Source organism: Pseudomonas sp. Mb7, assembly GCF_054790525.1.
The window spans coordinates 3,519,587-3,537,479 of the sequence record NZ_CP186501.1; the positions used below are offsets into that span (position 1 = coordinate 3,519,587).

The window sequence follows — 17,893 nt, forward strand, 5'->3', positions numbered from 1 at the left end:
GATCAGGTGCGGAAATGCGCGGTCATTCGCTGCAGGTCCTGCCCCAGTGACGCCAACTCGACCGTCGCAGCCGCACTCTCCTCACTGGCAACCGCCGACTGGTCAGCCACATCCCGTACGCTGACGATGCTGCGATTGATTTCGTCGGCCACGGCACTTTGCTGCTCGGCAGCGGCCGAGATTTGCAGGCTCATCTCCTGGATCGTACCGATGGACTGGTTGATCTCGGTGATTGCCAACTCGGCCTTCTGCGCCAACACCACCGTATCGAGGGTGCGCTCGCGGCTGGAGGCCATCAGTGTCGAGGCCGCTTGCGCGCCTTGTTGCAGGGTGACGATCAGCGCTTCGATTTCCTTGGTCGAGTCCTGCGTGCGTTGAGCCAGCGAGCGCACTTCGTCTGCCACCACGGCGAACCCACGCCCCTGTTCTCCCGCCCGCGCGGCTTCGATTGCGGCGTTCAACGCGAGCAGATTGGTCTGCTCGGCGACGGCTTTGATGACATCGATCACTTTGCCGATCTGCTCACTGTCCTGAGACAGCACGTTCATCGCGCCGCCCAACTCTTCAATGGCCACCGCGAGTTCACTGATCTGCAACGTCGCCTGCTTCACCACCGTACTGCCGTGGCGCGCCTGTTGATCGGCCAGGGTCGCGGCAGCGGAGGCATCGGTGGTGTTACGCGCAACTTCCTGCACGGTCGAGGCCATTTCGTGCATCGCCGTTGCGACTTGATCCACTTCGCTTTTTTGCTGACGCACGCCAGCGCTGGTCTGCTCGCTCATGGCCGAGAGCTTTTCCGCAGAAGTGGAAATATGCGTCACGCCATTGCCGATACCTTGCACCAGTGTGTTCAGGTTTTGCGCCATGTCCTGCATCGCATTTTGCAGATCGCCCAACTCGTCTTTGCGGTTTGATTTGGCCTGTACCGTCAGATCGCCCTTGGCAATCCGTCGAGCCAGTTCAACCGTCAGCGCCAGCGGTGCAGTGATCTGGCGCGAGATGACCACCGAAGCAAACAGCCCGATCACCAGCGCCAACACGGTCAATACGGCGATCTGAACAAAGGCTGAGTGCTGATCTTCACGCGCCAGGCGCTGCTGGGTGTCCATCAGGCCATTCATGATCTTGTCCATCGCCTTGCTTTCCTGGTCGACCTGGTCGCGCATGTTCTGTTTCTGCTCGAACAGCCCGGCCACTTCCACCAATACTTCGCGATAACGACGCATCCCGGCATGCGCATCTTCCAGTTGACTCGACAGGGTCGCCGGCAAGTTGCTACGCGCCTTGGTGATATCACTCAAGAAGGTATCGATGGTTTCCATCATCAGTTTTTTGTTCGCGTCGTTAGGCACCGCAATGTAACGACGCAACATCAGGCGAAACGTGGTCATGCCATTGCGCAAGTCGGCCAGCGTGCGCAGATCCCGAACGCGTTCGCCATCGGCAGACGCCAGCGCATTGGTCGTGGTGGTTTCAAGCATGCCGGCAAAAGTTTCCGCGTACTTGTCCGACAGCGCAGTCAGCGGTTTCAGAGCATCAGTGGTCGACTGATCAGCAGCGATCAGCCGTTTGACCTTCTGGTCGTAGGCAACAATCGTGGCTTGCAAAGCCTTCAGGGCTTGCTGGTTCTCAGCGCGGGTCAAGGTGTCCAGCGCCCTGCTCACCAGGCCCTGCAAGACATTCAACTGCGCGTTATAGGACTCGGCGAACACTGCGTCAGCCGCGGCTTCGTACTGTTTCTCAGACAGACGCATATCTTGCGTCGCGTCATTCAACGTGCCGATCAGACGCGTCGTACTCAAGCGATCAACCAGCACGCTGTTGCTGTTATAGCCAATGAAGGCAACCGCCAAAACGGCCAGCAGAAGAATGCCGAAGCCGGTTCCCAACTTGCGGGAAACTTTGATGTCACCCAGGAAATTCGATGCTACTGCCATATTCAGCCTCAACGCCCTGACGCGAAACGCCAGGCACAAAAAATTGATCTCCGGTAACCACTGTCACCGTCCAGACATTCGGGGGTCGTCATCCAAGGCGTAATACGGGACGCTCCAGCTGTCCCGGAAATGCAAAATGCGGATGCTGTTGAGGCGTCGAGAAGAAACCCGACGCGAGCATCGGCAGACAAACCCGTCACGTCGCAAACAGAGGGTCTGCACGCTGGATTTATCGTTTCAGCAAAGGTGTCTGGAGGGATGCTAGTAATTTTGCGAAAACTTGTACAACTTTATATTTTTGTACAATCGTTGAACTTTTTGAGCGGCATGATGACGCATTGCCATCACGCTTTGTGGCACATCGCTATCGGCGCAAAATGCAGCTGAAAATGCGGGTGCAAATGCTTCGCCCTTCAGTCCTTTCCCGGCTTGGGAATCGCAATCCGGCTCCCAGTCTTGACCTCGCGCAACGCCAGACTCGACTGAATAGACGCAATCCCCACCTGACGCCGGAGCACCTGCTCGATGAAATCGCTGTAGCTATCAAGATCCTCCGCCAACACCTGCAACACATAATCGGCATCGCCGGTGATCTTGTGGCAGGCCACCACCTGCGGCAATTGCGCAATCACCGCCTCGAAAGCGTCCGGCGCGTGGTCGGCATGGGTGGAAAAACGAATGTGCACGAACGCCATGATATCCAGCCCGAGCATTCGCCGATCGAGGTTGGCCTGATAGCCCTTGATGACTCCCGCCTCCTCCATGCGCTTGCGCCGTCGCCAGCACGGCGTAAGGCTCAGCGACAGCCGCTCACTGAGTTCAGCGTTGGAAATACTGGCGTCCTCCTGCAATAACTCAAGAATCGCCAAGTCGGTCTCGTCAAGGCTGATGCGTTTGGATATTTTTTTCTGCATGACGCCATTCCTGAGTAAAAACGCCCGAATAATCGACTTAACCACGAACACAAAGCAAAGAAAGCGCAGCCAAGCCGGAACAGAATATTTGCACTGGCCAACAATAACGGATGCGCAGAATGTTTACAGTTTTCAGTGATTCCCACCGTTTGCACCACGGCACCGAATTGAAAGACGGCGTGCTCAAACCGTCGTTCGAGCAACCGAGTCGCGCCGACACCGTGCATAACCGAGTCAAACAGGTCGGCCTCGGGCAGATCGTCGAACCGCGCGCGTTTGATCGCTCGTGCTACGTCAACGCGCACAGCGAGCGCTACGTCAGTTTTCTGGAAAATGCCTGGAGCGAATGGCGCGCAACCGGTCGCACTCACGATGCCTTGCCGCTGGTATGGCCGGTGCGCGATCTGGCCGGCGAAGAGGTGCCGACGTTCATCGATGGCAAGCTAGGTTTCTATGCCATGGATGCCGGCTCACCGATTACCGCGACGACCTGGCAAGCGGTGAAAACCAGCGCCGATATTGCCCTCACCGGCCTGGCCCTGATCGATGAAGGCCACGACAGCGCCTTCGCCCTGTGCCGTCCGCCCGGCCATCACGCCGCGCGCGAATACATGGGCGGTTATTGCTACCTCAACAACGCCGCCATTGCCGCGCAACAAGCCATCACCCAAGGCGCCAAACGCGTCGCGGTGCTGGATGTCGACTTCCATCACGGCAACGGCACGCAGAACATTTTTTACCAGCGCAGCGACGTCATGTTCGTCTCGTTGCATGGTGAACCGGCGGTGTCCTATCCGTACTTCTCGGGCTACAGCCACGAAGTCGGCGCGGGTGTCGGCGAGGGTTACAACCTCAACTATCCCCTGCCGAAAAACACCACATGGGAGAGCTATCGCAACGCCCTGCTCCACGCCTGCAAAAAGCTCCAGCAGTTCGCCCCTGAAGTGCTGGTGATTTCCCTCGGTGTCGACACGTTCAAGGACGACCCCATCAGCCACTTCCTGCTGGAAAGTGATGACTTCATTGGCATCGGTGAACTGATCGCCAGCGTCGGCTGCCCGACCCTGTTCGTCATGGAGGGCGGCTACATGGTCGATGAGATCGGCATCAATGCCGTCAACGTGCTGCACGGTTTCGAGAGCAAACGCAGCTGAGCCAGCCCGCGCTCTACAGCCTTTCAATGTCTGGATCGGAGAATAAAAACATGACGCTTTTTATAGATGTCGATGATGCTGCACGCCTGTTCACTCAAGTCGGTATCCGCCGCGCCATTCGCGAAATGGCCGGCTACATCGAAGCGGACTACGCACGCTGGGCACAGTTTGATAAATCACCGCGCACGGCCAATCACTCGGCAGACGGCGTGATCGAGCTGATGCCCACCGACGACGGCCAGCAGTACTCGTTCAAATACGTCAACGGCCACCCGAACAACGGTCAGCAGAATTTGCTCACGGTCATGGCCTTCGGTCTGCTGGCCGATGTGCAAAGTGGCTATCCGACCCTGCTCAGCGAACTGACCTTGACCACCGCCGTGCGCACCGCCGCAACTTCCGCGCTGGTCGCGAAATCGCTGGCTCGTCCGGGTGCGACTTCGATGGCCCTCATCGGCAACGGTGCGCAAAGTGAATTTCAGGCACTCGCCTTCCATGAAATGTTGGGCATCACTGAAATCCGCATCTTCGATATCGATCACGAAGCGTCCCTCAAGTTGAAGCACAACCTCGCCGCGTTCCCGGACATTGAAGTCATTCTGGCCGGCTCCGTGAAGGACGCGGTCAAGGGCGCGGACATCGTCACCACGGTCACCGCCGACAAAGCCTACGCAACCATTCTGACGCCGGAGATGATCGAGCCCGGCATGCACATCAATGCGGTCGGCGGTGACTGCCCGGGTAAAACCGAACTGCACGCCGACATCCTGCGCAACGCCCGGGTCATCGTCGAATTCGAACCGCAAACGCGCATTGAAGGCGACATTCAGCAACTGGACGCCGATTTCCCGGTGATCGAGTTTTTCCGGATTGTGCAGGGCGAGATCGCCGGACGCGAAAACGCTGCGCAGGTGACGGTGTTCGACTCGGTGGGTTTTGCCCTGGAAGACTTTTCCTCTCTGCGCTACCTGAAAGACCTGGCGCAGGCACAGCAAATCGGCCAGCGCATCCACCTCGTGCCGACGCCGGCCAACATCAAAAACCTCTTCCAACTGCTCGATCCGCAACCGGCCAAAACCTCGCGTCTGCGCACCGTCAGTTGATCACTAACAGCCGCCCCCAAGCCACAGGGGGCGATTCACCTTGTGATCAGCCGCTGCACCTCTAATAAGAACGCTCAACACCCACTTTCTGCCAAAACTCAAAAACATAAAATCAAGAGGTTTTGCAATGAAATCGACCCCTTCCGGGCTGCCTGAACAGCCCGCGCTGCAGCGCACGCTCAGCAATCGTCACATCCAGTTAATGGCCATGGGCGGTGCCATCGGGACCGGCCTGTTCATGGGCTCCGGGAAAATCATCGCCCTCTCCGGGACGTCGATCATCCTCATCTACATGATCATCGGCCTGTTCGTGTTTTTCGTCATGCGCGCCATGGGCGAAATGCTCCTGTCCAACCTCAACTTCAAAACCTTCGCCGACTTCGCCGGCGCCTACCTCGGCCCGCGCGCGGCGTTCTTCCTGGGCTGGTCGTACTGGCTGAGCTGGAGCGTGGCGGTGATCGGCGACGCCGTCGTGGTCGGCGGCTTCTTCCAGTACTGGTTCCCCGACGTCCCGGCGTGGATACCCGCCGTCGGCATGCTGGCGACCCTGTTCGCGCTAAACGTGCTGACCGTAAGGCTGTTCGGTGAAGTGGAATTCTGGTTCGCGATCATCAAGATCATTGCCGTCGTGACACTGATCGGCGTCAGCAGCGTGCTGATCGCCAGCTCCTTCGTCTCGCCCAGTGGCGTCACCGCGTCCCTGAGTCATTTGGTGGACAAACAGGCGGCGTTCCCTAACGGTTTGTTCGGCTTCTTCGCCGGATTTCAAATGGCGATCTTCTCCTTCGCCGGCACCGAACTGATCGGCACCGCTGCCGCCGAAACCCGCTCGCCGGAGAGGACTCTGCCCAAGGCAATCAACTCGATTCCGCTGCGGATCATCCTGTTCTACGTCCTCGCGCTGACCTGCATTATTGCCGTGACCTCGTGGCAACAGGTTTCCCCGGTCAAGAGCCCTTTGTCGAACTGTTCCTCGTCGCCGGATTTCCCGCAGCGGCCGGTATCGTCAACTTCGTGGTCCTGACCTCAGCGGCCTCCTCGGCCAACAGCGGCGTGTTTTCATCGAGCCGCATGCTGTTCGGACTGGCCAATCAAGACAACGCACCCGGCATATTCCGCCGACTGTCGAGCAACAGCGTGCCGCTGCTGAGCCTGGCGTTCACCACGCTGTTGATGCTGGTCGGCGTGCTGGTGCTGTTCATCGTGCCGGAAGTCATGACCGCGTTCACCATCGTCTCTACCGTGTCGGCGATTCTGGTGATCTTCACCTGGTCGACCATCCTTGCGTCTTACATTGCCTACCGAAAAAAACGTCCGGATCTGCATGCGAAGTCGACTTACAAGATGCCCGGCGGCGTGCCGATGGCTTGGTTCTCGTTGGCATTTTTGGGGTTTGTGCTGTGTCTGCTGGCGTTGCGGCCTGACACGCGCATTGCCTTGATGGTGATGCCGGGGTGGTTTGTCTGGTTGGCGATTGCTTACCAGTTGACGCGGTTGAGGAAGCCGAAATCTGCGGTGAAGTCGGCGAGTCAGTTTGGCTAGATCTGCAAGCGAAAGCCGTCACCTTAAAGTGACGGCTTTTGTTTTCACTGAAAGGCTGTGCCAATCCTCGATCGATCGGATGAGTACCAGATTCCGGTGACTTTACCGGTGATGTCTTCGAGTGCGACCTGGCCCATAAAGCGGCTGTCGTTACTGCTGTCGCGGTTATCACCGAGCAGATAAACATGATCTTTCTCGACCACCGTCTGCGGCGTTTGCAGATAACGAGGATCCTTCACGCGATCTGGCGGTGCAAAGAACAGCCCCATGTTTTCGCCGTTGCGAATGACCTTACCGTCAACAATCGACAAGGTATCGCCACCCACCGCCGCCACACGTTTGACCGCCTCCGTGCCGTTGTAGCGATAAGTCACAATGTCGCCCACCTGCGGCGCGTCGATGCGCATTTTGGTGACGATATAGTCACCGATCGAAAGGGTCGGAACCATCGAGCCAGAGGGGATGAAGTAAGTCTTGAACCCCAGCGTCGGGCCTCGCAGTGGTCCCAAAAGCACCAGCGTGAGGATGACCAGCGCCACCACGTAAAACACGTGGAAGCGGGTGCTGGGGCTGTTCACCGGACGGTCGTTTTTGCGCACCGATATCGCTGCTGCCGTGGCTGAGCCGAGTTTCACCAGGACGATAAAGGTAGCGAAGACATACAGGCCCACTGGCGTGGCAGTCACCCCGCAGACACCGAGTAAAATCACACCCAGATAAAGCAAGGCGGCAACCCGCACCGCCCACTTCACCTGACCGGCGTACACCAGACCCCAGCCGGCCACCAGGCACGACATCACAAATGCTTGCAGCGGCAGCTTCGGCTTATCAGGAGCAGACATAAATTCCCTTCACGTAAATAGCTGAAAATCAAGCGCCCGGCCTATTTAGCCAATAGGGCGCTACGGGCAATGCAGAGGGGGTTATTTAGCGGAAAAATAACCGGTCGTGCGCAATTGCAGGCTGTACACCCAGATACCAAACACCAGTGCATATTCCTTGAACATCGGCAGGGTGAGCAGATGCACAACCGAACCGCTGTTCATCTGCGACAGAGAAAAGGCAATCCCCAGAATCAACGCGAGCATAAAGCACAGCGAACTGATCTTCTTTCTCGCCAGCAACAGCAAGCCGCCGACAAACATCAACAACGCCACCACGCAGACGTTCAACAACATCAGGAACGAAATATCCCCTTCCCGCGCTTGTTGAATCCCGTCATGAGCCACCCACAGGCCGGCCTGAATCAATACGACAAAGCAATAAAAAACGGCCATGAAGACAACGGCGGGACGTGTGTTGTACCAAGCTTGGGACGATGTAGCTTCCATGGTGCGGCGACTCCTGAGTAAAGGCGCGAAATGCTACTAAATGGCCATCACCGTGTCCATTTACTCACCCACCTCTCGGCTGCATTGCTAACGCTAACAATCCCTCCGTGGCAACGGCTAAGCCGTTCGCCACAAAGGGGGCTGATTTACGCTTTCACCTCAACGTTATCCAACGCCTGATTCACCGCCAACTCGCCCAACATCACCACCTGCGCGATGCCCAAAGCGGTTTTTCGGTGCGAGGGTTCGAGTGCGGCGGCGAAGTTGTTGAGCATTTCCGAGGCGGAACTCAGCGTTTCACTGGCATTAGCCAGCAGGGATTCCGAGTCGTACTTGGGGTTGGCGAGGTACATGCGCTCGGGTTCGTTGACGCTGGACATGATGTGACCGGCGGGAAGGAGGTAGTGATCGAGAGCGCGCTCGGCGGCTTCGTGGAGTTTTTTGGGGTTGAGGGAATCGTAGGGGGATGCGGGATCGGTTTCTGGTGGATTCGGTGTTGGTTTGAACATGGTGTAACTCCTGACGGATAAACGAAAAGGAGCCATCACTCTCGCTACCAAACGAAGGGTGGAGGCCATACGCAGGTTGGTAGACCGGTCGTCAGGAACCCCGGCGCATCCGAAGACGCCCCGCGCATGACCACCATAAAACGAAGACGAAAAACGTCGTCGCAAGACAGTAGTCTTGTGCTTCTGACGGAGACGGGCTACCAAACCCGATCACTGGTTTCAGTGACGTATGGACGATAGAACCTGCGGGCTAGAGGCACAAGCCGGGGGATTCTGTCTTAGGTGTAGGGGGAGGCGCAAGGTGGTGTAGGCCATTAATGGCGGCACCGAGGTGTTTTTAAACAAACATAGAATTGGTGAAGAACTCACATAGGTGAACTGAAAAAAGTGAACCTCTTTCCAATAAATAAATCCATCCCTTTTGTTCATATGCGACTGAAAGATCAGCGAAACGGGCTATAGCCCGTGAGTGGGGACGTTTGAAAGCGCTCTGACATGCTTCGAATCAATCAAGCCAAAACATTGATATCATTGGGCCATTTAAACTGACAGGCGCAATGGAAATGCAGATGGAAAATTTCGGTGTGATGCATGCAGATCGGCTGAGCCATGTCAAAGCCTTAGATGAAATTGAACAACTCGCATGGCTTAAAAACGAAAGAGAATATTGGGAGAAGATCTTTAATATTGCCGGGCATAATACTGGAGAACAACAAACCCGTGTTTTAATACAAAACTATCTGACAGTAATCGACGCATTGATGCATGGCACAGCGGACCTACAGAGGCTATATCAATTTCACAGCAATCACTCAATACCACTTCATGATGAGAAACCTCACGCTGACGCAATTAGAGAATTCACATCAAGGGGCCAAACTTCCACCGGGCTTTACATATTCAGCACTCTATTAAGCCAACAAACCGCCCTATACACAGGGCAATATAAATCCGAACTCACAGCATTTGAAGAGAACTTCAAGGCATCTTTTTTTAGTGAACACGAAAAATTCAAAAGCGCGATACTAGAATCAAGAAACTCAATTGAAAAATTTATTGAGACAACAAAAAAAGAAGTTACAGAGCATTTATTTGAGAAACTTGACATCGCCACAAATGAAATTTCGAATACTGTAACCTCGGCAACCAATGCGATTCTCTCAGCAGAACCAGTCAAATACTGGGACGATCGGGAAGAAAAGCACCGCAAAAAAGCTCGATCGTATCGTCACGGCGTTATCGGTTCGGCCATTGTTTTCCTAGCAACTATCGTATTTTTGACCTTGTCGGTTTATAAGAATGGCGAAACGTATGCTGTTTTTGGTTTCCCGATAACTTTGCCTGCGGAAAAATTCAGCATAGCTCTTCTGGTAATTTGCACTACAGCCATGATTTGGCTCATAAGAATATTAGTAAAACTTATGATGACAAATCTCGCACTTGAGATTGAAGCTTTAGAACGATCCACTATGATAAAGACATACATTGCAATAGACAGTACGAGAGCAGAGCAGGCGCAGGAAATCCGGATGTTGTTTTACTCGACTTTATTTCGCCCATCAAACAACAGTCTGACGGATGACTCAACGTCTCCAGAATACATTCGAATTATAGAGGCGATGCTTCAGAAAAAAGCCTAGTCAGACCATAAACTACGAACCCTGATTATAAGCCAGGGTTCGTAGAAGCGACTTAACTCGATGACTGCACGTCGGCAAATAGGACCCAAATAGGGACCCAAATAGGGGACAGACCACAAGGGACAAAGCAAATAGGGGACAGACCACAATATTCAATCGCTACGTCACACCTCATCAGCGAGCAAGAGCACGGAGTAACAACGCGTAAGCCTCCGTCCTATCCCAATCCTGATAAACTCTCCCACCTTCGCCCCCTGATCCAGATTCTCCCAATGCCTCTACAACCCGCCCCACTCTCCCGCCGCTTCTCCGTCGCCCCAATGATGGATTGGACTGACCGCCATTGCCGTTTCTTCCTACGCCTCCTATCGAAGAACGCCCTGCTCTACACCGAAATGGTCACCACCGGCGCGCTCCTAAACGGCGATCACGAACGCTTCCTCCGTCACAACGAAGCCGAGCACCCTCTCGCGCTGCAGTTAGGCGGTAGCGTTCCGTTGGATCTGGCCGCCTGCGCCCGCATGGCCCAAGAGCATGGCTACGACGAAGTAAACCTGAACGTCGGCTGCCCAAGCGATCGTGTGCAAAACAACATGATCGGCGCGTGCCTGATGGGTCATCCGCAACTGGTGGCGGATTGTGTGAAGGCGATGCAAGACGCGGTGTCGATTCCAGTAACGGTAAAGCATCGCATCGGCATCAACGGTCGGGACAGTTACGCGGAGCTGTGCGATTTCGTCGGCACTGTTCGCGATGCCGGGTGCACCAGTTTCACCGTGCACGCGCGGATTGCGATTCTGGAGGGGTTGTCGCCGAAGGAGAATCGCGACATTCCGCCGTTGCGCTATGACGTGGCGGCGCAGCTGAAGGCGGATTTTCCGGGGTTGGAGATTGTGCTGAATGGCGGGATCAAGACGATGGAGGCTTGCCATGAGCATTTGCAGACGTTCGACGGTGTGATGTTGGGGCGTGAGGCTTATCACAATCCGTATTTGCTGGCGGAGGTGGATCAGCAGTTGTTCGGCAGTTCGGCGCCGGTGATCAGTCGGGCTGAGGCGTTGGCGCAGTTGCGTCCTTATATAGCCGAGCATTTGCTGGCCGGTGGGGCGATGCATCACATCACGCGGCATGTGCTGGGCTTGGGCACGGGGTTCCCGGGGGCGCGGAAATTCCGTCAGTTGTTGTCGGTGGATATTCACAAGGCCAAGGATCCGCTGGCGTTGCTGGATCAGGCGGCTGAGTTGCTTGAAGGTCGTTGATTGAAATTTTGAGTGTGCGGGCGACGCAAGAGCGTTGCCCGCTGTTTTGATGTACTGACAGGATGTCTTTTGTTTATGCCCGCGTTTACTTTTGCTGCTTTCAAGCGCTTCACCCTCCTCGCCTTGTTCAGCTTCACTTCCGACGTTTATGCGCACTGCGATGGCTTTTGTATGGGCCGTACCGATACGCCGTGGGAGGTGACGCAGTTTTCCGGCTTCACCCTGGTGTCTTTATTCCTCGCGCCTATTTCGTCTAGCCAGGAAACGACCGACAGCCATAAACGTGTTTACTCTGCTGAAGAACAGGAAGACGCGCGACTCTATCTGGCCAGCGACGGCATGCTGCAGGCCGCGTATTTCACCTCGGCCTTGCAGCGCTATCGACAGGAGTCGCCGGATTCGGCGTTAAACGATCTCGCCGTTGCGGCGTTGATCAGCGCTCAGTGATCAGGCTCCCGCTGCGGCGGTCCAGTTGACCCAGCCAAACAGCCACGTCGCCAGAATCAACAAACCAAATGCGATCCGGTACCAGGCGAACGCGGCGTAGCTGTGGTTGGCAATAAACTTGAGCAAGCCGCGCACGGCGATCATGGCGAAGATGAATGCGGTGACGAAGCCGAGGGCGAAGACTGGCAGGTCGTTGGGCTGGAATAGATCGCGGTATTTGTAGCCGGAGTACACGGCGGCGCCGACCATGGTGGGCATGGCGAGGAAGAACGAGAACTCGGTGGCGGCTTTTCGCGACAGGCCGAAGAGCAGGCCACCGATGATGGTCGAGCCGGAGCGCGAGGTGCCGGGAATCATCGCCAGGCATTGTACGAATCCGACTTTCAGTGCGTGGGACCAGTGCATATCGTCGACGTGTTCGACGCTGATCACATGGCTGCGCTGTTCGGCCCACAACATGATGATGCCGCCGACCACCAGTGCCACGGCGACGGTGATCGGGTTAAACAGGTATTCGTGGATCGCGTCGGCGAACAATACGCCCAAGACCACGGCGGGCAGAAAAGCGATCAGCAAGTTGAGGGTGAAGCGTTGTGCATTACGTTCGGTGGGCAGGCCTTTGATGATGTCGAAGATCTTCGGTCGAAACTCCCAGACGACGGCAAGAATGGCACCCAGTTGAATAATGATGTTGAAGGCCATGGCGCGTTCGCCGCCGAATTCCAGCAAGTCGGCGACGATGATCTGGTGGCCGGTACTCGAGATCGGCAAGAACTCGGTCAGGCCTTCTACCGCACCTAATATCAACACCTGGAAAAGGGTCCAGAAATCCATTAATCCTCCGTCAGAGCGCTCTTGGTGAGCGACCGGGTAATAACACTCAGGGGTTGAGTATCTGAAGTTACACAATTGGCGTATATGAAGATCAAAAGATCGCAGCCTTCGGCAGCTCCTACATTTTGAAATGCATTCCCCTGTAGGAGCTGCCGAAGGTTCGGGCCGCGATCGGACGATCTTTTGATCTCAAAGAATAGGTCTTATGAATTGCCACACTCAAGCCATGTTAATAATCGTCGGCCGACGAACTACGCAGAAAATATTTAGGTCTTTTGCAAAAAAAAGTTGCTCTAACAATAAAGTGTGATCAAAATCACATTATTCAGAGATGGCCAGACAGTGGCAGATAGACATAGAGATAGCCATCGCAATAAGCTCAAAATAGTGGCACCATTGCATATCGCCACCATCTAAGCAGTAGTTCACCCCTCCGAGAAAATCAACTAAAAGCTTGAAAAGCTTAATTATTGTTAGAAAACTCGCGAGCCACGTCTAAAAATCGCGTGAATGTTACCAATTGTCAGTCACAGATGAGAACCGGTGCTTTAACATCCCGATGTCAGCACTTAATTCGAGTCAATGCATGATGCTCTCAGCGAACTTAGCGACTAGAAGCCCGCGCCCGACAAACGACGAACCTGGTGTTCTTACTCTGGGTCGTACCCGTGGCGTGGCTGAACATTTCAAAGCGCTAGTCGCCCAGCATATACGTACCGATATGGCGCTCGAAGCCAGCGCGTACACTAGTTCATATCAGTTGAATGAACAGTCTGGTTCGTATCGAGCGATCTTCCTGGTTATCGACAGCCCTCAGGCCCTCGAAGACAATCTTGCCCTGATCGAGAACCTGCGCAGCGACAACTTGAAACCGATCATTTGCGCGGTCATCACCGGTCGCGGCGCCTTCAACAAGATCAAATATTATCTGGCTGGCGCGGATGTTTGTATCAAGCTCAATACCCTTTCCGACGATGGCGCCGAGTTGCTGGGCGAGTTCTTCAACAGCGAAGAATGGCAACGCGATATCGATCTGACGCTTGATCCGACGCGTATCTGCCTGATGGGCACCAGCAAGAAACTCGATATCTCGTTTGCCGAAATGAAGATCCTCGAAGCCTTCGCGCAAACCAGTAATCACATTCTGAGCCATGATGAAATCGCCAGCATCATGGGCCTCAACACCAATTTCTACGACCCTCGAGCGCTGGAGAAGTCAATCAGTCGCTTGCGTGGAAAAATCAAGGACATGTATGGTACAAACGCGATTCAGAGCATTCGCGGCTATGGCTATCGCCTGCTGCGGGGTCTGATATCGACTGCCTGACTCTCGGGCAGCCTTCCCTTTTGCATACGTACGAAGGATCGTCTGATGCAACCATATAGCTCCCGTTCTGCTTCACGCCTGTTTGAAATCAAGCAATTGAATGAGCGCGACAACACGCCCCATAACAATAAAACTCCATAACATAGCAGCAGATCGAGTGGAATTTATCGAGGGCCAATCTTGGGCCCAGACCCTGCCTATCGATTACTTCCGAGGAAGTCATTGCTCGCCTGCCGATTTATCTTTTAGCCAATTTTGGTATGTATTCAGGAGAGAGACATGGAAACTAGTACAACCCTCCCAAGGAAATATTTTGTTGTCGTGACTCACAGTACAACGTCGCAACGAGAACTGGAGAGCATGCTGTCCAGTGAACGTTTCAATTCGTTTGAAGGGGTTGATTCACCCTCTTCCGCTCCAATGGTGATGGAGTTCACATATCCAGGCATCAGTCGAAAAAATATCCCGCGCAGTATCGAACACGATACTCAGCGAATAGTGGCCACGCTCGAGTCCGAATGGCGCGCCGCGCAATCGGCTAATCCTTTCCAGAATGTCCCGGTCATTACCGGGGAATCCCGCGACATGCCACCTGCCGTTGAAGGTGATATGCCTGGCAATGAAACCTGGCATCTCGACCCCGCTCAGGGTGCACTGGTCAAAGAAGATGTCGAAATCAGCCTGACTGGCCTGGAAACAGCACTGGTCAGAAAAATGCTCAGCCATGAAGAGCGTGTTGTCAGTCGTGACGAGCTGATTCTCAGCATAGGTCGAGAACCGGAACAATATCGCGGCCTGGAAATGTGCTTGAGTCGCCTGCAAGACAAATTCAAAAGCGCCAGTAATGGTGAGCGACTGTTTCGTGCTGTCAGAAACCGCGGTTATTGCCTGATTCAGGAAGTCGTCGCGTAACCCCGCAAGACCTCCACGAACAGAACAAACAGAAAAAAGTGCGATTACAAAAACAACAAGAGCACTCTGTTTGGCTTGATCTTCCTCCCTGAAGTAAATGTTCCCTGCCTCCACCCTCCAACAGTAACAAATACAACATACTTTATTCACCCCTCGCTCTACGACCTTTTCTAACACCCTTCTATTTAATTATTAAAAAGTTGGCACTGTGCCATCTTGTTAGAACTCGTCAGACACCATTCCAGCCAATAACTTAGTCTATTGACTGACGACAGTTCGGCATATCGATGTTGTTACCTCAGGACACTCGTTAAAACAAAAACAATAAGTCTGCATAACAACTCGGATTTCAACTGTTGAAACCTGAATGGACGTCTTTTGGGGATACCGTATGGATCTTTCTTTAAGTATCAATCGAAGCACAGGCCTCAAGGGACTGACCTTTTGGGGCCAATGGGCGCTGGCACAAGGCTTTGTCGTGACGCTGTTGTTCATACTCGCCGAGCAGCACACCGGGACGGTCGCGTTCTACTACCGGATGTGTGCAACCCTGGCGGTACTGGCGTCGGTGCCGGCGTATACGTTTAGCGGTGTTTATCGCAAGCGTGACAACTACCTGACCGGTCTCGGTCGGTTGTTCATGGGTTGGTCGATGACCATGGCGGCGCTGGCGTGCATCGCCTTTGTCTGCCAGGCCGATGAGCTGTTTTCGCGGCAGGTGATTCTGAGCTGGGCGGTGTATGGCTTCCTCGGTCAGGCGTTTCTCTACGCTCCGCTGCATGCGTTTTCCAAGTACTACCAACGGTCGCGTAAAAGCGAGCACAAGACGCTGATCGTCGGCACCGGCGAACTGGCGCTGGGTCTGGCAAAGAAGCTCAGCCAACTGGAAAATCTGCCGTTGGTAGGTTTGGTCAGCAATGGCGATGTGTCTGCACTGGGTTCCGATGCACCGCGTGTGGTCGGCGATCAGGAACAGTTGTTGGAGCTGATCGAGGCGCATGACATCCGCCGCTTGTACATCACCCTGCCGCTGTGTGAAGCCGCGAAAATCGAGGCGATTTATGGTGACTTGCTGGGTGCCAACGTCGACGTGGTGTGGGTGCCGGACTTGAACAGTCTGACGCTGCTCAATCACTCGGTGAAGGTCGTGGACGGTCTGCCGGCGATCTACTTGAACGAAAGCCCGCTGACCAGTCGCCCTACCGCTGCTTTGAGCAAGAGTCTGGTGGAAAAAACCGTGGCGTTTCTGGCGATCATCGCGCTGAGCCCGATCCTGCTGATCATTGCGCTGGCGGTGAAGATCAACTCGCCAGGCCCGGTGTTTTTCAAACAGGATCGCCATGGCTGGAACGGCAAGGTGATCAAGGTCTGGAAGTTCCGCTCGATGCGTGTTCACGATGACCGTGACGTGAAGCAGGCCAGCCGTAATGACTCGCGCATCACCGCAGTCGGTCGCTTTATTCGCCGCACTTCGCTGGATGAACTGCCGCAACTGTTCAACGTGTTGCAGGGACATATGGCCCTGGTCGGCCCACGCCCGCACGCCGTCGCGCACAACAACTACTACTCGGGGAAAATCCTCGCGTACATGGCGCGTCACCGGATTAAACCAGGGATCACCGGGCTGGCCCAGATCAGCGGCTGCCGGGGTGAGACGGACACCATCGACAAGATGCAGAAGCGTGTCGAGATTGACCTGCAGTACATCAACAGCTGGTCGTTGTGGCTGGATCTGAAGATCCTGGTGAAGACACCGTTTACGTTGCTGTCGAAAGATATTTACTGAGGTTCGAAGCTGGATACCGCAAGGGGACGAAAGTCCCCTTTTTTGTGCCTGGGATTTGAGGATGGAATCGGATCTTGGATGGATGCAAAAACTGTGGGAGCGAGCCTGCTCGCGAAAGCGGCGGGTCAGGCAATGATGATACTGACTGTGCTGACGCCTTCGCGAGCAAGCTTGCTCCCACAGGGATTTGTGTTTGGCTCACGCCTTGTGGCTAGACACATAACCTGTGGGAGCTGGCTTGCCAGCGATGACGGTGTGTCAGCCAATATCAATATTGAATGTGCCGACCTCATCGCTGGCAAGCCAGCTCCCACAGGGATTCGGGATTGGCTCGGGATTTGTGGCGTGACAAATAACCAATGTAGGAGTGAGCCTGCTCGCGATGACGGTGTGTCAGCCAATATCAATATTGAATATGCCGACCTCATCGCTGGCAAGCCAGCTCCCACAGGGATTCGGGATTGGCTCGGGATTTGTGGCGTGACAAATAACCAATGTAGGAGTGAGCCTGCTCGCGATGACGGTGTGTCAGCCAATATCAATATTGAATGTGCCGACCTCATCGCTGGCAAGCCAGCTCCCACAGGGATTCGGGATTGGCTCGGGATTTGTGGCGTGACAAATAACCAATGTAGGAGTGAGCCTGCTCGCGATGACGGTGTGTCAGCCAATATCAATATTGAATATGCCGACCTCATCGCTGGCAAGCCAGCTCCCACAGGGATTCGGGATTGGCTCGGGATTTGTGGCGTGACAAATAACCAATGTAGGAGTGAGCCTGCTCGCGATGACGGTGTGTCAGCCAATATCAATATTGAATGTGCCGACCTCATCGCTGGCAAGCCAGCTCCCACAGGGATTCGGGATTGGCTCGGGATTTGTGGCGTGACAAATAACCAATGTAGGAGTGAGCCTGCTCGCGATGACGGTGTGTCAGCCAATATCAATATTGAATATGCCGACCTCATCGCTGGCAAGCCAGCTCCCACAGGGATTCGGGATTGGCTCGGGATTTGTGGCGTGACAAATAACCAATGTAGGAGTGAGCCTGCTCGCGATGACGGTGGGTCAGGCAACAGGGATTGTCGACTGGTTTGACGCTATCGCGAGCAGGCGAAGGCCTACAGGGGATTTGTGGTTGGCTCAAGCCTTGTGACTAGACACATAACCTGTGGGAGCTGGCTTGCCAGCGATGGCG

General features: G+C 54.8%; 15 protein-coding genes and 2 pseudogenes. 10 read left to right on the plus strand and 7 right to left on the minus strand.

Translation table 11 applies throughout. The features are described 5' to 3' along the window. Positions 1 to 2 precede the first annotated feature (2 nt). The 3 genes and pseudogenes from ACOYXH_RS15780 to ACOYXH_RS15790 form a co-directional block, all read right to left on the minus strand. Positions 3 to 875, minus strand: coding sequence for a methyl-accepting chemotaxis protein (locus ACOYXH_RS15780; protein WP_407082814.1), 873 nt, complete (start codon positions 873 to 875; stop codon positions 3 to 5). After that, positions 861 to 1,937 (minus strand): annotated as a pseudogene (locus tag ACOYXH_RS15785) (methyl-accepting chemotaxis protein); the annotation flags it as partial. The gene ACOYXH_RS15780 and the pseudogene ACOYXH_RS15785, both read right to left, overlap by 15 nt. Positions 1,938 to 2,350: 413 nt before the next feature. Then, the gene (locus ACOYXH_RS15790; protein WP_093433799.1) at positions 2,351 to 2,851 is read right to left on the minus strand and encodes an Lrp/AsnC family transcriptional regulator; all 501 of its coding nucleotides are present in this window, start codon (positions 2,849 to 2,851) and stop codon (positions 2,351 to 2,353) included. 119 nt (positions 2,852 to 2,970) lie between these two features. On the opposite strand from ACOYXH_RS15790, the gene ACOYXH_RS15795 reads away from it, so the two are divergent. From ACOYXH_RS15795 to ACOYXH_RS15805, 3 genes and pseudogenes are all read left to right on the plus strand, one after another. Next, entirely contained in the window at positions 2,971 to 4,005 is a 1,035-nt protein-coding gene (locus ACOYXH_RS15795) for a histone deacetylase family protein (protein ID WP_095050545.1), read from the plus strand. A 50-nt stretch (positions 4,006 to 4,055) separates the two neighbouring features. After that, entirely contained in the window at positions 4,056 to 5,108 is a 1,053-nt protein-coding gene (locus ACOYXH_RS15800) for an ornithine cyclodeaminase (RefSeq protein WP_460409788.1), read from the plus strand. Positions 5,109 to 5,235: 127 nt separating this feature from the next. Further along, positions 5,236 to 6,650 (plus strand): annotated as a pseudogene (locus tag ACOYXH_RS15805) (amino acid permease). 44 nt (positions 6,651 to 6,694) lie between these two features. Here the strand turns inward: ACOYXH_RS15805 and lepB are convergent. From lepB to ACOYXH_RS15820, 3 genes are all read right to left on the minus strand, one after another. Next, positions 6,695 to 7,492 carry a signal peptidase I gene (gene lepB / locus ACOYXH_RS15810; RefSeq protein ID WP_460409789.1) on the minus strand — a complete coding sequence of 266 codons (798 nt, stop codon included), beginning with the start codon at positions 7,490 to 7,492 and terminating at the stop codon, positions 6,695 to 6,697. Between the two features lie 81 nt (positions 7,493 to 7,573). Continuing rightward, entirely contained in the window at positions 7,574 to 7,981 is a 408-nt protein-coding gene (locus ACOYXH_RS15815) for a hypothetical protein (protein ID WP_460409790.1), read from the minus strand. Between the two features lie 146 nt (positions 7,982 to 8,127). Then, complete coding sequence (locus ACOYXH_RS15820; RefSeq protein WP_311881890.1) at positions 8,128 to 8,490, minus strand: DUF6124 family protein; 363 nt, start codon at positions 8,488 to 8,490, stop codon at positions 8,128 to 8,130. Positions 8,491 to 9,059: 569 nt separating this feature from the next. Between ACOYXH_RS15820 and ACOYXH_RS15825 the strand changes: the two genes are divergently transcribed. The 3 genes from ACOYXH_RS15825 (at position 9,060) to ACOYXH_RS15835 (ending at position 11,836) form a co-directional block, all read left to right on the plus strand. Continuing rightward, positions 9,060 to 10,130 carry a DUF6161 domain-containing protein gene (locus tag ACOYXH_RS15825; protein WP_460409791.1) on the plus strand — a complete coding sequence of 357 codons (1,071 nt, stop codon included), beginning with the start codon at positions 9,060 to 9,062 and terminating at the stop codon, positions 10,128 to 10,130. Between the two features lie 272 nt (positions 10,131 to 10,402). Then, positions 10,403 to 11,389 (plus strand): tRNA dihydrouridine(20/20a) synthase DusA, encoded by a 987-nt coding sequence (gene dusA, locus ACOYXH_RS15830; RefSeq protein WP_449123650.1) that lies wholly within the window; start codon positions 10,403 to 10,405, stop codon positions 11,387 to 11,389. 75 nt (positions 11,390 to 11,464) lie between these two features. After that, the gene (locus ACOYXH_RS15835) at positions 11,465 to 11,836 is read left to right on the plus strand and encodes a DUF2388 domain-containing protein (protein ID WP_449123667.1); all 372 of its coding nucleotides are present in this window, start codon (positions 11,465 to 11,467) and stop codon (positions 11,834 to 11,836) included. Here ACOYXH_RS15835 and ACOYXH_RS15840 read toward each other — a convergent pair whose 3' ends face one another. Further along, entirely contained in the window at positions 11,837 to 12,670 is an 834-nt protein-coding gene (locus tag ACOYXH_RS15840; RefSeq protein ID WP_460065384.1) for an undecaprenyl-diphosphate phosphatase, read from the minus strand. It abuts the gene before it with no gap. Positions 12,671 to 13,256: 586 nt separating this feature from the next. On the opposite strand from ACOYXH_RS15840, the gene ACOYXH_RS15845 reads away from it, so the two are divergent. The 4 genes from ACOYXH_RS15845 to ACOYXH_RS15860 all read left to right on the plus strand — a co-directional run bounded on the left by ACOYXH_RS15845 (position 13,257) and on the right by ACOYXH_RS15860 (position 17,793). Then, entirely contained in the window at positions 13,257 to 13,997 is a 741-nt protein-coding gene (locus ACOYXH_RS15845) for a winged helix-turn-helix domain-containing protein (RefSeq protein ID WP_460065387.1), read from the plus strand. Positions 13,998 to 14,276: 279 nt separating this feature from the next. After that, the gene (locus ACOYXH_RS15850; protein ID WP_220556604.1) at positions 14,277 to 14,909 is read left to right on the plus strand and encodes a winged helix-turn-helix domain-containing protein; all 633 of its coding nucleotides are present in this window, start codon (positions 14,277 to 14,279) and stop codon (positions 14,907 to 14,909) included. Between the two features lie 391 nt (positions 14,910 to 15,300). After that, positions 15,301 to 16,695, plus strand: coding sequence for an undecaprenyl-phosphate glucose phosphotransferase (locus tag ACOYXH_RS15855; RefSeq protein ID WP_007950006.1), 1,395 nt, complete (start codon positions 15,301 to 15,303; stop codon positions 16,693 to 16,695). Positions 16,696 to 16,773: 78 nt separating this feature from the next. Continuing rightward, a complete protein-coding gene (locus ACOYXH_RS15860; protein ID WP_460409792.1) occupies positions 16,774 to 17,793 on the plus strand; it encodes a hypothetical protein in 1,020 nt (339 codons plus the stop codon). Positions 17,794 to 17,893 lie beyond the last annotated feature (100 nt).

What these genes read in the sequence shown, in the direction of transcription:
- ACOYXH_RS15820 (WP_311881890.1), bottom strand. Translation starts at nt 8,490, where the DNA reads ATGTTCAAACCAACACCGAATCCACCAGAAACCGATCCCGCATCCCCC.
- ACOYXH_RS15835 (WP_449123667.1), top strand. Translation starts at nt 11,465, where the DNA reads ATGCCCGCGTTTACTTTTGCTGCTTTCAAGCGCTTCACCCTCCTCGCC.
- ACOYXH_RS15845 (WP_460065387.1), top strand. Translation starts at nt 13,257, where the DNA reads ATGATGCTCTCAGCGAACTTAGCGACTAGAAGCCCGCGCCCGACAAAC.
- ACOYXH_RS15815 (WP_460409790.1), bottom strand. Translation starts at nt 7,981, where the DNA reads ATGGAAGCTACATCGTCCCAAGCTTGGTACAACACACGTCCCGCCGTT.
- ACOYXH_RS15840 (WP_460065384.1), bottom strand. Translation starts at nt 12,670, where the DNA reads ATGGATTTCTGGACCCTTTTCCAGGTGTTGATATTAGGTGCGGTAGAA.
- ACOYXH_RS15800 (WP_460409788.1), top strand. Translation starts at nt 4,056, where the DNA reads ATGACGCTTTTTATAGATGTCGATGATGCTGCACGCCTGTTCACTCAA.
- lepB (WP_460409789.1), bottom strand. Translation starts at nt 7,492, where the DNA reads ATGTCTGCTCCTGATAAGCCGAAGCTGCCGCTGCAAGCATTTGTGATG.
- ACOYXH_RS15790 (WP_093433799.1), bottom strand. Translation starts at nt 2,851, where the DNA reads ATGCAGAAAAAAATATCCAAACGCATCAGCCTTGACGAGACCGACTTG.
- ACOYXH_RS15850 (WP_220556604.1), top strand. Translation starts at nt 14,277, where the DNA reads ATGGAAACTAGTACAACCCTCCCAAGGAAATATTTTGTTGTCGTGACT.
- ACOYXH_RS15825 (WP_460409791.1), top strand. Translation starts at nt 9,060, where the DNA reads ATGGAAAATTTCGGTGTGATGCATGCAGATCGGCTGAGCCATGTCAAA.
- ACOYXH_RS15795 (WP_095050545.1), top strand. Translation starts at nt 2,971, where the DNA reads ATGTTTACAGTTTTCAGTGATTCCCACCGTTTGCACCACGGCACCGAA.
- ACOYXH_RS15780 (WP_407082814.1), bottom strand. Translation starts at nt 875, where the DNA reads ATGCAGGACATGGCGCAAAACCTGAACACACTGGTGCAAGGTATCGGC.
- ACOYXH_RS15860 (WP_460409792.1), top strand. Translation starts at nt 16,774, where the DNA reads ATGGATGCAAAAACTGTGGGAGCGAGCCTGCTCGCGAAAGCGGCGGGT.
- dusA (WP_449123650.1), top strand. Translation starts at nt 10,403, where the DNA reads ATGCCTCTACAACCCGCCCCACTCTCCCGCCGCTTCTCCGTCGCCCCA.
- ACOYXH_RS15855 (WP_007950006.1), top strand. Translation starts at nt 15,301, where the DNA reads ATGGATCTTTCTTTAAGTATCAATCGAAGCACAGGCCTCAAGGGACTG.